Annotated in this window: 14 protein-coding genes; 11 read left to right on the forward strand and 3 right to left on the reverse strand. The window is 69.6% G+C overall.

The window, feature by feature from the left end; translation table 11 throughout:
* Positions 1-38: 38 nt before the first annotated feature.
* Positions 39-2,450: a TonB C-terminal domain-containing protein gene (locus ABSY19_RS03200; RefSeq protein WP_382159000.1), complete on the forward strand. Its 2,412-nt coding sequence runs from the start codon at positions 39-41 to the stop codon at positions 2,448-2,450.
* A 9-nt stretch (positions 2,451-2,459) separates the two neighbouring features.
* On the opposite strand, the gene ABSY19_RS03205 is transcribed toward ABSY19_RS03200, so the two are convergent.
* Positions 2,460-3,125: a DsbA family oxidoreductase gene (locus ABSY19_RS03205; protein ID WP_382159001.1), complete on the reverse strand. Its 666-nt coding sequence runs from the start codon at positions 3,123-3,125 to the stop codon at positions 2,460-2,462.
* Positions 3,126-3,214: 89 nt separating this feature from the next.
* Here ABSY19_RS03205 and aroE point away from each other — a divergent pair, with 89 nt between their 5' ends.
* The 10 genes from aroE (at position 3,215) to ABSY19_RS03255 (ending at position 11,995) form a co-directional block, all read left to right on the forward strand.
* Positions 3,215-4,036: a shikimate dehydrogenase gene (gene aroE, locus ABSY19_RS03210; protein ID WP_382159003.1), complete on the forward strand. Its 822-nt coding sequence runs from the start codon at positions 3,215-3,217 to the stop codon at positions 4,034-4,036.
* Positions 4,033-4,914, forward strand: coding sequence for a DMT family transporter (locus ABSY19_RS03215; RefSeq protein ID WP_382159005.1), 882 nt, complete (start codon positions 4,033-4,035; stop codon positions 4,912-4,914). The genes aroE and ABSY19_RS03215 overlap by 4 nt, the downstream gene beginning before the upstream one ends.
* Positions 4,915-4,953: 39 nt before the next feature.
* Positions 4,954-5,634 carry a TetR family transcriptional regulator gene (locus ABSY19_RS03220; protein ID WP_382159007.1) on the forward strand — a complete coding sequence of 227 codons (681 nt, stop codon included), beginning with the start codon at positions 4,954-4,956 and terminating at the stop codon, positions 5,632-5,634.
* Positions 5,635-5,768: 134 nt separating this feature from the next.
* Positions 5,769-6,305 carry a TRAP transporter small permease gene (locus ABSY19_RS03225; protein ID WP_382159009.1) on the forward strand — a complete coding sequence of 179 codons (537 nt, stop codon included), beginning with the start codon at positions 5,769-5,771 and terminating at the stop codon, positions 6,303-6,305.
* An 18-nt stretch (positions 6,306-6,323) separates the two neighbouring features.
* The gene (locus tag ABSY19_RS03230; RefSeq protein WP_382159011.1) at positions 6,324-7,607 is read left to right on the forward strand and encodes a TRAP transporter large permease; all 1,284 of its coding nucleotides are present in this window, start codon (positions 6,324-6,326) and stop codon (positions 7,605-7,607) included.
* A 92-nt stretch (positions 7,608-7,699) separates the two neighbouring features.
* Positions 7,700-8,701 carry a TRAP transporter substrate-binding protein gene (locus ABSY19_RS03235; RefSeq protein WP_382159012.1) on the forward strand — a complete coding sequence of 334 codons (1,002 nt, stop codon included), beginning with the start codon at positions 7,700-7,702 and terminating at the stop codon, positions 8,699-8,701.
* 22 nt (positions 8,702-8,723) lie between these two features.
* Complete coding sequence (locus ABSY19_RS03240) at positions 8,724-9,773, forward strand: Gfo/Idh/MocA family protein (protein ID WP_382159014.1); 1,050 nt, start codon at positions 8,724-8,726, stop codon at positions 9,771-9,773.
* Between the two features lie 40 nt (positions 9,774-9,813).
* A complete protein-coding gene (aroQ, locus tag ABSY19_RS03245) occupies positions 9,814-10,260 on the forward strand; it encodes a type II 3-dehydroquinate dehydratase (protein WP_382159016.1) in 447 nt (148 codons plus the stop codon).
* 19 nt (positions 10,261-10,279) lie between these two features.
* Entirely contained in the window at positions 10,280-11,113 is an 834-nt protein-coding gene (locus ABSY19_RS03250; protein WP_382159018.1) for a shikimate dehydrogenase family protein, read from the forward strand.
* A 6-nt stretch (positions 11,114-11,119) separates the two neighbouring features.
* Positions 11,120-11,995 carry a DMT family transporter gene (locus tag ABSY19_RS03255; protein ID WP_382159019.1) on the forward strand — a complete coding sequence of 292 codons (876 nt, stop codon included), beginning with the start codon at positions 11,120-11,122 and terminating at the stop codon, positions 11,993-11,995.
* Here ABSY19_RS03255 and ABSY19_RS03260 read toward each other — a convergent pair whose 3' ends face one another.
* Both ABSY19_RS03260 and ABSY19_RS03265 read right to left on the reverse strand, forming a co-directional pair.
* Positions 11,996-12,907 carry a sugar phosphate isomerase/epimerase family protein gene (locus ABSY19_RS03260; RefSeq protein WP_382159020.1) on the reverse strand — a complete coding sequence of 304 codons (912 nt, stop codon included), beginning with the start codon at positions 12,905-12,907 and terminating at the stop codon, positions 11,996-11,998.
* Positions 12,908-12,911: 4 nt separating this feature from the next.
* Positions 12,912-13,826, reverse strand: a complete 915-nt coding sequence (locus ABSY19_RS03265; protein ID WP_382159021.1) for a 4-hydroxyphenylpyruvate dioxygenase — start codon at positions 13,824-13,826, stop codon at positions 12,912-12,914.
* Positions 13,827-13,852: the final 26 nt, after the last annotated feature.

Genomic DNA, 13,852 nt, shown 5'->3' on the forward strand with positions numbered 1-13,852 from the left:
GCCCCGGGGCGGCCGGTTTGGATACGACAATCGGCCTCATGTCCGCGCCACCCCCCTCTTCCCGCCCGATGCCGGCGGGACCGTCGCTGGCCACGGAAACCACCGCCCGTGGCCCGTGGGCGGGCATGGACCCCGAACGCCGGCGCATGACGCTGGCGCTGACGTTCTCCCTGATCTTTCACGCCCTGCTGCTGAGCCTGACCTTTGGCGGCCAGGGCATGGGCTTGCCGGGTTTCGGCTTCCCCTGGCAGGAGCGGCGGGCCGAGGTGCCGGTGCTGCATGTGGTGCTGGCGCCGGCGCAGCCGGGCGGCGCGCCCACGCCGGCCACCCCCGCGCCCGTGGCGCCCCCGCAGGCGCAAGCCCCCAGCGGGCAGCCCGTGGCGGGCGGTGCCCCGGCGCGCAGCAGCACGCCCGCGCCCGCCGTGGCGCAACCGGCCGCCCCGGCGGCCGTGGCCGAGGCACCGCCACCGGCCGTGCCCGCCCCTGAAACCCTGGCCGCCGCCGCACCCACGCCACCCGCGCCCACCCCCGCTGCGGCGGCACCGGTGGCGGCTGCGCCTCCGCCAGCCCCTGCGCCGGTGGCTCCGGCATCACCACCCCCGGCCCCGGTGCCGGCGCCCGCCGTGGTGGCAGCGGCCGCGCCCACTCCCCCGAGCATGGAGGCCGCGATGCCACCGCCGCGCGACGCGGCGGAGATCGACCGCGAGCAACGGGCGCAGCGCGAACAAGCCGCCGCCGAGCGGGCCTTGCGCGAGCGCGCCGAGCAGGAAGCCCAGCAACTGCAGCAGCAACGGCAGGAAGCTGAGCGCCAGGAAGCGAAGCGCTTCGAGATGGCGCGCCTGGAGGCCGAGCGCGCGGAAGCCGTTGCGCGCCAGGAGGAAGCGGCCCGGCAGGAAGCCGAGCGCGAAGCGGCGCGCGTGGAAATTGCGCGGCTGGAGGTGGAACGCCAGGAGGCCGAGCGCCAGGCCACGGCCCGCGAAGAGGCCGCGCGTCGCGAAGCCGCAGCACAACAGGCCGAAGCCGCCAGGCGCGAGGCCGCCGAGCGGCAGGCGGCGGCTGCGCGGGCGGCGGCAGTGGCCCAGCAAGAGGCCGCACGGCAGGAAGCCGCTCGCCAGGAGAGCGCCCGGGCCGAGGCGGCGCGGCAGGCGGCCGAGCGACAAGCCGCAGCGCAGCGGGAAGCCGCGCAGCAGCAACAACAACAGGCTGCGGCTCAGCAAGAGGCCCAGCGGCGCGAGGAGATCGCCCGCCAGGAAGCGGCGCGGGCCGAGGCCGCGCGCCTGGAGGCCGAGCGGCAGGCGGCGGCCCAACGCGCGGCGGCGCAGCAGGCGGCGGCTGCTGCAGCCCAAGCCCAGCGCGAGGCAGCGACCCAGGCCCAGCAGGAGGCAGCTCGGCAGGAAGCCGCTCGGGTGGAAGCGGCCCGTGTGGAGGCAGCGCGACTGGAGGCCGAACGCCAGTTGGCGGCGCAGCAGGCGGCAGCAGCGGCGGCCCAGCAAGAGGCCGCCCGGCTGGAGGCGGAGCGGCAGGCGGCGGCGCAGCGCGCTGCCGCGCAGCAATTGGCCGCGCAAGAAGCCGCACGCCAGGAAGCCGCCCGGGCCGAGGCCGCGCGGCTCGATGCCGAACGGCAAGTGGCGGCGGCACAGGCGGCGGCGCAGGCGGCTGCCCAGCAAGCAGCCGCGCAACAAGCAGCGGCACAGCAGGCCGCAGCTCAACAAGCGGCAGCGCAGCAGGCTGCTGCTGCTGCTGCTGCGGCGGCGGCACAAGCAGCTGCCGCGCAACAGGCGGCGGCCCAGGAAGCCGCTCGGCAGGAAGCCGCAGCCCGCGCGGCCGAGGCTGCGCGGCAGGAAGGCGAACGCCAAGCGGCTGCGGCGCAGGCTGCCGCGCAACAACAAGCCGCCGCCGCTCAACAGGCCGCCGCGCAGCAGGCGGCCGCTCAGGACGGCGCCCGCACCGAGGCCGCGCGCCTGGCCGCCGAGCGCGCGGAGCACGAGGCCAAGCGCGAAGAGCGGCTGCGCGCGATCGGCCGGCAGCTGGACGAGGAACGCGCCCGGCGCGACGCGGCCGATGCGGCGGCGCTGCGCGACCCGCAGGGGAGCCCGCTGCGCCGGGGCCGCCTGTTCGGGCTGGTGGACAACAACGAGGAGCTGGTGCGCTACGCCGAGGCCTGGGCGCGCAAGATCCAGCTGAACAGCAACACCTTCGAGCTGGTGCGCGAGGCGGTGAAGCAGCCGCACACCAACCCGGTGGTGACGGTGGCGATCCGCGCCGATGGCTCGGTGGAGTCGGTCACCTTCGTGCGCACCAGCGGCGTGGCGGCGATCGACGAGGCGATCCCGCGCATCATCCAGAGCCTGGCGAATTACCCGGCGTTTTCACCCGCGCTGTCGCGGCAGTACGACGTGGTGGAGATCCGCCGCACCTGGCATTTCGACGTGGCGATCAGGCTGTACTGAAGCCCTGGCTCACTCGGCCGCGATCTGCCGCAGCGCCTGTTCGAACACCGCCGCCGGCTGGCCGCCGGAGATGAGGTGCTTGTCGTTGATGATGACGGCGGGCACGGAGTGGATGCCGTGGCTGGTGTAGAAGGCTTCGCGCTCGCGCACGTCTTGCGCGTATTCGTCGCTGGCTAGGATGGCTTGGGCCCGCGCTTCGTCCAGCCCGGCTTCGCGCACGCAGCCGAGCAGCACGTCGTGGTGGCCCATGGCTTCGCTGCGGGTGTGGCAGGCGGCCATGAGCGCTTTCTTGAGCGCGTGTTGCTGGCCGGGCGCGCCTTCTTCGCCGGCCCAGTGCAGCAGGCGGTGGGCGTCGAAGGTGTTCCAGATGCGGCCCCGGCCTTCGGGGTTGAAGGCGAAGCCCACTTCGGCGCCGCGCGCGCGGATGGTGTTGCGGATCTGCGCCTGCTGCTCGGGCGTGGAGCCGTATTTTTCGGCGAGGTGTTCGCCGATGTCCTGGCCTTCGGGGCCCATCTTGGGGTTGAGCTCGAAGGGCTGGAAGTGCAGTTCGGCCGACACGTCGCCCTGCAGTTTCTGCAGCGCTTCTTCGAGCGCGCCCAGGCCCACGGCGCACCAGGGGCAGGACACGTCGGACACGAAATCGATCTTGAGGGGGGTGGTGTTCATGGCCGCCATGGTAGGCCGGGGGCCAAGCCCGTGGCCGGCCCAGGGGCTTGCGCCACAATGTTGCTTTCTCAACCCCGGCCTGCCCCACTCCCCGCTTTATGACCGACCGCTACGCCGTTCTCGGCCACCCCATTGGCCACAGCAAATCGCCGCTGATCCACACCGAGTTCGCCCGCAGCACGGGGCAGGACCTGGGCTACACCGCCATCGAGACGCCGCTGGACGGTTTCGCGGACACGGTGCTGGGTTTTCGGGCGAGCGGCGGGCGTGGGCTGAACGTGAGCCTGCCGTTCAAGCTGCAGGCGTTCGAGATCGCCACGGAGCCGAGCGAGCGCGCGCGGCTGGCGGGCGCGGCGAATTGCCTGAAGTTCGAGGGCGATCGCATCCTGGCCGACAACTTCGACGGCGTGGGCCTGGTGAACGACCTGCAGCGCAACCTGGGCGTGCCGCTCCAGGGCAAGCGCGTGCTGCTGCTGGGCGCGGGCGGCGCCACGCGGGGCGCGCTGCTGCCGATCGCGGCGGAGCAGCCGGCGCTGCTGTCGGTGGCGAACCGCACGCCCGAGAAGGCGCACGCGCTGCGGCACGATTTCGCGGCCCATGTGCCGCTGCAGACCGGCGGCTACGACACGCTGCTGGGCCAGAGTTTCGACGTGGTGATCAACGCCACGTCCACCGGGCTTTCGCAGGAGGCGCTGCCGCTGCCGGACGGCCTGTTCGCCCCGGGCGCGCTGGCCTACGACATGGTCTACGGCAAGGGCCTCACGCCTTTCCTGCGGCAGGCCAAGGCCGCGGGCGTGGAGCGCCTGGCCGATGGCGTGGGCATGCTGGTGGAGCAGGCGGCCGAAGCGTTTCTGTGGTGGCGCGGCGTGCGCCCCGACACCCAGCCCGTGGTGCGGCAGCTCACCGTGCCGCTGGTTTGAAATCCCGCCACTTCCTGCAACTGGTCGGCCTGTCGGCGCTCTGGGGCGCGTCGTTCCTGTTCATCCGCGTGGCGGTGCCCGAAATGGGGCCGCTGGTGCTGGCGGGTTGCCGCGTGGCGCTGGCCGGGCTCACGCTGGCGCTGATCATGCGGGGCCTGAAGCAGCAGTGGCCGTGGCGCTACTGGCGCGAGCTGCTGTTGCTCGGCGCGCTGTCGGTGGCCGTGCCCTTTCTGCTGTACGCCTGGGCCGGGCTGCGGTTGCCGGCGGGCTACAGCGCGCTGCTCAACACCACGGCGGTGCTGTTCGGCACCCTCGCCTCGAGCTGGTTCAAGGAAGACACGCTCACGGCGCGCAAGCTGCTGGGCTGCGTGTGCGGCTTCATCGGCGTGGGCCTGATCGTGCGGCTCGGCCCGGTGCGGCCTGACGCGGCCACGATCGCGGCGGCCCTGGCCTGCGTGCTGGCGGCCGCGTGTTACGGCTGCTCCACGCCGCTCATGAAGCGCGCCACCACGCGCATGCAGCCGCTGGCGATCGCGGCGGGCATCCACGCGGGCGCCATGGTGCTGGTGCTGCCGGGCGCGCTCTGGGCCTGGCCGCAAGCCACGTTCACGCCCACGGGCATGGCGGCGGTGCTCGTGATGGGCGTGGTCACCTCGGGCCTGGCCTATTGGGCGCACCTGCGCATCATCCGCCACGTGACGCCGGTGGCGGCGATGAGCCCGGTGTTCCTGATCCCGGTGTTCGGCGTGACCTGGGGCCACCTGTTCCTGGGCGAGGAGCTGTCGTCGGGCATCTTCGTGGGCGGGGCGCTGGTGCTGCTGGCTTCGGCCCTGGTGACGGGTTTCAACCCGCTGCGGCGCAACCCGCCGGTGCCCTGAAACGCCCGCAGCAGGGGCCCTCCGGCCTATACTGCGCAAATGAACGAAACGGTACATTCCAAGCGACGGGCCGCGCGAAGCGTGGCGCCTGCCAAGGAAACCACCCGCACCAACGACCCTGAGCGGACCATGGCCAACATCCTCGAGGTGGCCATGGCGGAGTTCGCCGAAAAGGGCCTGGCGGGGGCGCGCATCGACGAGATCGCGGCCGCCACGCAGACCAGCAAGCGCATGATCTATTACTACTTCCAGAGCAAGGAGGGCCTGTACCTGGCCGTGCTGGAAGAGTCGTACCGGCGCATGCGGGAGATCGAGAGCCAGCAGCACCTGGAAGACCTCGAACCCGAGGCCGCGCTGCGCAAGCTGGTGGAGTTCACCTTCGACCACCACGCCAGCCACGAGAACTACATCCGGCTGGTGATCTCGGAAAACATGAACCGGGGCCAGTTCCTGGCGCAGAGCCAGAGCATCCAGCAGCTCAACGTGCCGGCGATCTCGGCGATCCGCCGGCTCTACGAACGCGGCGTGGCCTCGGGCGTGTTCCGCCCCGGGCTCGACGCGATCGACATCCACGCCTCGATCTCGGCGCTCACCTTCTTCAATGTGTCCAACCGCCACACCTTCGGCCTGATCTTCAAGCGCGACCTGAGCGACCCGAAGATCGCCGCCGCGCGCCGCGACGCCATCGCCGAGATGGTGTTGCGCTACGTGCGCGCCTGACGCACCACCCCTCCTGGGGCCTTGTTTTTCACGACCCGACGGCCGGTGCGCCGATCTAGGGTAATCCCCGATTCGTGGAAAACTAACCAGTTCGTACATTACCAACTCGAACGGAACAAACCCAGGAGACCTGCGTGATCCAGAACCTCATCAACACCTACTGCCGGCTGCTGGCCTGGCTGATGGTGCTGTTCCTCGCCCTCATGGTGGTCATGGTGTTCGGCAACGTGCTGATGCGCTATGGCTTCAACTCGGGCATCACCCTCTCCGAAGAGCTGTCGCGCTGGCTGTTCGTGTGGATGACCTTCCTGGGCGCCGTGGTGGCGCTCAACGAGCGCGCCCACCTCGGCACCGACTCGCTGATCTCGCGCCTGCCGGTGCTGGGCCGCAAGCTGTGCCTGGCCGCGAGCCTGGCGCTGATGCTGTACGTGTGCTGGCTGATCTACCAGGGCGCGTGGGAGCAGGTGAAGATCAACTGGGACTCCACCAGCGCGGTGATGGAGACCTCGATGGCGTATTTCTATGCCAGCGGCATGGTGTTCGCCCTGCTGGCCGCGCCCATCCTGCTGCTGAACCTGTGGCGCCTGCTGGCGGGCCGGATGAGCGAGGACGAGCTGATCGGCATCCGCGAATCCGAAGACGTGCCGCCCCCCGGCAAGCCCCAAGCCTGAACGCACAGGAAGACCGCCATGACCATCGCCATCTTCCTCGGTGCTCTGCTGGCCGCCATGGCCATCGGCATTCCCATTTCCTTCGCGCTGCTGCTCAGCGGCGTGGCCCTGATGTGGCACCTGGGCATGTTCGATGCGCAGATCCTCGCGCAGAACCTGATCGAGGGTTCCAACAGCTTCCCCCTGCTGGCCGTGCCTTTCTTCATGCTGGCCGGCGAGATCATGAACACCGGCGGCCTGTCCAAGCGCATCGTGAACTTCGCGATGGCGCTGGTGGGCCATGTGCGCGGCGGCCTGGGTTACGTGACCATCGTCGCGGCCTGCCTGCTGTCGGCGCTCTCGGGCTCGGCCGTGGCCGACGCGGCCGCGTTGACGGCCCTGCTGCTGCCGATGATGGTGAAGGCCGGCCACGACAAGGCGCGCAGCGGCGGCCTGATCGCGGCCTGCGGCGTGATCGGCCCCATCATCCCGCCCTCGATCGGTTTCGTGATCTTCGGCGTGGCGGCCAACGTGTCGATCTCCAAGCTGTTCCTGGCCGGCATCTTCCCCGGCATCCTGCTGGCCGCCGGCCTGTGGGCCACCTGGTGGTGGAGCACGCGGCGCGAAAAGCTGGAGCCGCCACCGCGCAAGTCGGCCGGTGAGGTGCTCGGCGCCATGCGCAGCGCGGGCTGGGCGCTGATGCTGCCGCTGATCATCCTGGTGGGCCTGCGCATGGGCGTGTTCACGCCGACCGAAGCGGCCGTGGTGGCCGCCGTGTACGCCCTCTTCGTGGCCGGCGTGATCTACCGCGAACTCACGCTCAAGCAGCTCTACGAGGTGTTCCTGAACGCGGCCAAGACGACGGCGGTGATCATGTTCCTGGTGGCCGCGGCCATGGTTTCGGCCTGGCTGATCACGGTGGCGCAACTGCCGGACCAGATCGTCACGCTGCTGCAGCCGCTGCTGGACAACCCCACGCTGCTGATGTTCGCCATCATGCTGCTGGTGATCGCCGTGGGCACGGCGATGGACATGACGCCCACCATCCTGATCCTCACGCCGGTGCTGATGCCCATCGTGAAGGCCGCCGGCATCGACCCGGTGTACTTCGGCGTGCTGTTCATCATCAACAACTCCATCGGCCTGGTGACGCCGCCGGTGGGCACCGTGCTCAACACCGTGGCCGGCGTGGGCCGCATGCGCATGGACGACGTGACGCGCGGCGTGATGCCTTTCATGCTGGTGCAGTTCGCGGTGATGTTCCTGCTGGTGCTGTTCCCCTCGCTGGTCATGGTGCCGGCGCGCTGGCTGATCGGCAACTGAGCTTCCCTTTCCACACCCGGCCTGTGCGCGGTGCGCCGCGGGCCGAGGTTCCCCGGATGCCAGCGCACTGCCCTCATTTCTTTGGAGACACCATGAAACGCCTGATGCTCAAGACCCTGGTCGCCGCCCTCGCGATGACCGCCTTCGGCGCCGTGCATGCGCAGGACAAGACCATCAAGTTCGCGACCCAGAACCCCAAGGGCCACCCGATCGTGATGGGCATGGAGAAATTCGCCGAGCTGGTGGCGGCCAAGTCCGGCGGCAAGATGAAGGTCAACCTCTTCCCCGGCGGCACGCTGGGCAGCGACCAGGCCAATGTGTCGGCCATCCAGGGCGGCACGCTGGAGATGGCCTCGATGAACTCGGGCATTTTCGCCAGCCAGGTCAAGGAATTCGCGATCTACGACTTCCCCTTCATGTTCGCCAACTCGAAGGAAGCCGACGCCGTGGTCGACGGCCCCTTCGGCAAGAAGCTGCACGACAAGCTGCAGGAAAAAGGCCTGATCGGCCTGGCGTACTACGAGCTGGGTTTTCGCAACATCACCAACAGCAAACGACCCATCACCAAGCTGGAAGACCTGGAAGGCCTGAAGCTGCGCGTGATCCCCAACCCGATCAACGTGGACTGGGTCAAGGCCCTGGGCGCCAACCCCACGCCCCTGCCCTTCCCCGAGGTGTACGCCGCGCTGGAGCAGAAGGCGATCGACGGCCAGGAGAACCCGCTCACGGTGATCAACGCCAACAAGTTCTACGAGGTGCAGAAGCACGTGGTGCTGAGCAACCACCAGTACAACCCGCAGTCGGTGATCATCAGCAAGAAGTTCTGGGACAACCTGGACGCGGCGCAGAAGAAGATCGTGGCCGACGCGGCGCAGGAATCGGCCAAATACCAGCGCGAGCAGGCGCGCGGCCAAGTGGCGGTGGCGCTGGACAACATGAAGAAGAGCGGCATGCAGGTGACCGAGCTGTCGGCCGCCGAGACCGACAAGCTGCGCGACAAGCTGCGCCCGGTGATCGCCAAGTTCGCCGTGACCGTGGGCCAGGACACCGTTCAGAGTCTGCAGGCCGAGCTGGCCAAGGTGCGCGGCAAATAAACGCAACGCACGCCGCTCCGTCATGAGCAAGACCCGCATCGCCGTGGCCGGCGCCGGCTACATCGGCCAGGCCCACATGGGCGTGGCGCAGGCCAGCGCGGGCTGCACCCTGAGCGCGGTGGTCGATCCTTCGCCGGCCGCGCAGGCCGTGGCGCGGCAGGCGGGCGTGCCGCTCTACCCGTCCATCGAGGCCTTGCTGGCCAGCGAGCACCGGCCCGATGGCCTGGTGCTGGCCACGCCCAACGCGCTGCACGTGCCCCAGGCCCTGCAATGCCTGGCCGAAGGTGTGCCGGTGCTGGTGGAAAAACCCATCGCCACCACGGTCGCCGAAGGCCGGCGGCTGGTGGACGCGGTGGAGAACAGCGGCGCGGCCGTGCTGATCGGCCACCACCGGGCCCACAGCCCCATCATGGCCAAGGCGCGCCAGGTGGTGGCCTCGGGCCAGCTGGGCCGGCTGGTGAGCGTGATGGGCAGCGCCCTCTTCTACAAACCCGCGGGCTATTTCGCCGACAGCCCCTGGCGCCGCGAGCCCGGCGGCGGGCCGATCCTGCTCAACATGATCCACGAGGTGCACAACCTGCGCATGCTCTGCGGCGACATCGGCGCGGTGCAGGCGTTCAAGTCGCACGCCACGCGCGGCTTCGCGGTGGAGGACACAGTGGCCATCAACCTGCGCTTCACCAACGGCGCGCTCGGCAGCTTCATGCTCTCGGACACCGCCGCCTGCCCGCGCAGCTGGGAGCAGACCTCGCAGGAGAACAAGGCCTACCCGAGCTACGCCGACGAGGACTGCTACGTGATCGCGGGCACCGACGGCAGCCTCTCGGTGCCCACCATGCGGCTCAAAACCTACCCGCGCGCCGAAGACCGCTCGTGGTGGAAGCCTTTCGAGGTGGGTACAGTGGGCCTGGTGCGCGACGATCCGCTGCAGCACCAGATGGACCATTTCGGTGCCGTGGTGCGCGGCGAAATTTCTCCACTGGTGAGCGCGCGCGACGGCCTGGACAATCTGCGCGTCACCGAAGCCATCGGCGAAGCGGCCACCACGGGCCGCGTCGTCGAACTGGCCTGACCCCTTTTCTTTTTCAACCATCCCATCTTCTGGAGCGACGATGAAAGTTCTCATGCTGCACGGCATCAACCTCAACATGTTCGGCAAGCGCGACCCCAAGCAGTACGGCACCATCACGCTCGACCAGATCAACGAGCAGGTGAGCGAGCTGGGCAAGGAACTGGGCGTGGAGGTGGAGGCCTTCCAGACCAACTTCGAGGGCGCGATGTGCGAACGCATCCACCAGGCCTACTTCGACCAGGTGGACGCGGTGATGATCAACGCCGGTGCGTGGACGCACTACAGCTACGGCATCCGCGACGCGCTGGCCATCCTGCCCTGCCCGATCATCGAAGTGCACATGTCCAACATCCACGCGCGCGAGACGTTCCGCCACCACTCGGTGCTGGCCGAGATCGCGCAAGGCCAGATCGCCGGCTTCGGCGTGGAAAGCTACCTGATGGGCCTGCGCTCCGCCGTGAACCACGCGCGCGCCAAGAAGGCCTGACGGACACCCCGCGACGACCATGATCAACGGCACCACCGGGCTGATCGCCCACATCGGCTACCCGACGCACACCTTCAAGTCGCCGATGATCTACAACCCCTACTTCGAGCACGTGGGGGTGAACGCGGTGGTGGTGCCCATGGGCTGCCAGACGCCCGACTACCCGGCCTTCCTCAAGTCGGTCTTCACGCTCACCAACATCCGGGGCGCGCTCATCACCATGCCGCACAAGGTGGTCACGGTGGGGCTGATGGACGAGGTCACGCCCACGGTGAAGGTGGCCGGTGCGTGCAACGCCGTCAAACGCACCGAGGACGGCCGCCTGGTGGGCGACATGTTCGACGGCGCGGGCTTCGTGCGCGGCGTGCAGCGCAAGGGCCTGAACCTGCAGGGCGCGCGCGTGCTGGTGGTGGGCAGCGGCGGCGTGGGCAGCGCCATCGCGGCCTCGCTGGCCGGCGCGGGCATCGGCGCGATCGCGCTGCACGACGTGAACGCCACCTCGGCCAGCGCCCTGGGCCTGCGCCTGAAGGCCAGTTACCCGGGCATCGAGGTGAGCACCGGCAGCAACGACCCGGCGGGCATGGACCTGGTGGTCAACGCCACGCCCATGGGCATGAACGAGGGTGACCCGCTGCCGATGGACGTGTCGCGCCTGGAGGCGCGCACCTTCGTGGGCGAGGTGGTGATGCGCACCGAGATGACGGCCTTCCTCTCGGCCGCGCGGGCGCGCGGCTGCCCGGTGCAGGTGGGCTCGGACATGCTGTTCGAGCAGATCCCGGCCTACCTGGAATTCTTCGGCCTGCCCACCACCACGGCCGAAGTGTTGCGCTCCGTGGCCCGGCTGAGCTACTGAGCCGGCGTGACGAACCCCGACACCCACTCCCCGAAACGCACCGCGCTGGGCATCGCGCTGCTGGTCTGCGCCACGCTGTGCTTCGCGCTGCTGGACACCACCTCCCAGTACGTAGGCCCCGCCGTGCCGGTGGTGATGGCGGTCTGGCTGCGCTACCTCACCCAGACGCTGATGACCACCGCCCTGCTCTGGCCGCAGCGCGGGCGCACGCTGCTGCACACCCGCGCGCCGGGCTGGCAGTTCGGCCGTGGGGTGCTGATGCTGGGCTCCAGCGTGGTGGCCTACCTGGCCCTGCGCCACGTGCCGGTGGGCGAGTTCACCGCCATCATGATGCTGGTGCCGCTGGCGGTCACGCTGCTGGCCGCGCTGATGCTGCGCGAACCGGTGTCCGCGCTCACCTGGGCGCTGGTGATCGGGGGCCTGGCCGGCGCGATGGTCGTGATCCGCCCCAAGGGCAGCGATTTTCACGGCGCCATGCTGCTGCCCCTGCTGCTGGTGCTCGTGAACGCGGCCTACCAGATCCTCACCAGCCGCATGGTGCGCACCGAAGACCCGGGCACCATGCACTTCTACACCGGCCTGCTCGGCCTGGCCTGCTGCTCGCTGCTGCTGCCCTGGGGCTGGGCGCCGATGGCCGACTGGACGCTGTGGGCGCTTGCCGGCCTGCTCGGGGTGTTCGGCTCGGTGGGCCACTACCTGCTCATCCAGGCCTACCACCACGCGCCGGCCTCGCGCCTCACGCCCTACCTGTACGCGCAGATCGCCTTCGCCACGCTGGCGGGCTGGGTGGTGTTCGGCTACGCGCCCGATGTCTGGACCGTGGTCGGCATCGCGCTCATCGCGCTGTGCGGCTGGCTCGGCGTGCGCCTGCGGCGCGGCTGATCACGCCTGCAGGGTCTTCAGGCGCATCTGGTTGGGCAGCGGCATCGAGCGGCGCATCACGTCCTCGGCCAGCCACAGCGCCGAGCGGCGCGCGCGCTCGGCCACCACCGGCAGCGGCATCTGCTGGTAGTCGTCGTTGAACACCTCGAAGCTGTAGTCGCCCTCGTAGCCCAGCTTGTCGAGCTTGAGCACGAGTTCGGCCAGCTGCTCGCTGTGCACGCCCTCGCCGGGGAACACGCGGAAGGTGCGCGCGGTGGCCATGCGCTCCTCGAAGGTCTTGGTCTCCTGCCACATGAAGTCGGCCAGCTGCACCAGGAAGATCTTGGCCGGGTCGAGGTAGTCGATCTCTTCCAGCGAGGTCTTGGCCGCGAAGATGTGGAACGAGTCGATGCCCAGGCCGAGGTTGGGGCAGTCGGCGCGGCAGACCACGTCCCACGCGGTGGTGAACTCGTTGACCGTGCGGCCCCAGGACAGGCCTTCGTAGGCGATGCGGATGCCAAAGGGAATGGCCAGCATGGCGAGCTTGCGCAGGTCGCGCGCGATGTGGTCCAGGTCCTGCGAGGCGTGCGCCGAGGTGGACGAGCAGGCCAGCAGCACCTTGCAGCCCAGCGCGGCGCACATCTCGAGCATGCCCTTGGCGATGTCCACCTTGTAGTGGTGCAGGTGGCCCGAGAGGCCTTCGAAGTCGCGCAGCACCTGGAAGCCGGTGCCGCGCAGGCCGCTGTCCTTCACGGCCTGCACGGCCGCGCCCAGGCCGCCGGGGTGGCCGACCAGGTCGTTGGCCTTGAGCATCACCTGCGAGAAGCCGGCGGCCTGCATGGCCGCCAGCTTGGCTTCGAGCGGACCGGCCAGCGTGATGGTGTCCATGCCGAAGCCGCTGATGGCCTCGATGGAAGCGCGGTTCGGGCTCATGGCCTCACTCCTTCTCACTGTGCACCAGCTCGAACACGACCGAGCCCAGGTAGGTCTTGCTGATGGCGCCGCGCTGCTCGGTGTGCGCGGCCTGGGTCTCGACGAACTCCACGCCGAGCGCGCGCAGCGCCTTCACGGCTTCGAGCACGTCGGGCACGCCCAGGCCGATTCGCTGCAGGCGCTCGTCGGCGTCCACCACGTGCAGCTCGGGCTCGATGAGCTGCAGCATGAAGCGCTGCGACGGGTCGAGCGCCGGGGTGCGCAGCAACGTGCCCTTGGGCATGATGCCGAAGCGCTGTTCGTCGGGGATCAGCTCGGTGCCGAAGAGCTCTTCGTAGAACGCGATCCAGTCGTTGCTGCGCTCGGGGCCGATGTACTGCACGACGCCGAAGAAATGGATGCCGGCGGTGGCCGGCGGGTGCTGCTCCACCGAGGGAATGGGCACGAAGTCCACGTCGTAGATCGAGAAGTCCTTGTAGCGGTCCACGAAGTAGATGCGGCTGCCGCCCGCGCCGTGGATGGCCGGGATGTTGAGCTCCATCACCTCGGCGTGCGTGGGCACCGACCAGGCGCCGCGCTCCAGCACGTAGTGGTAGGCCGCGCGCGCGTCGCGCACGCGCAGCGCCATGGCCGAGATGGAGGGCACATCGCTGCCGTGGCCGGCGCCCTTGGCGTCCACCGGGTTGGCGTTGACCACCACGTTGAGCCCGCCCTGGCGGTACAGCAGCACCTCGCGCGAACGGTGCCGCGCCACCGGGCGGAAACCCATCATCTCCAGCACCTGGCCCAGCGCCTGCGGCTTGCTGGTGGCGTATTCGATGAACTCGATGCCGTCCAGGCCCAGCGGGTTGGCCGCGTCGCTGAAAGAGGCTTGCAGGGGCTCGCGGCCTTCCTGTGGGTTGAGCAGGAAATCACTCATGTCGACAACTCCGGGGATCAAGAAAA

The sequence above is a fragment of the Hydrogenophaga sp. ANAO-22 genome (assembly GCF_042466645.1).
Classification (GTDB): Bacteria; Pseudomonadota; Gammaproteobacteria; order Burkholderiales; family Burkholderiaceae_C; genus Hydrogenophaga.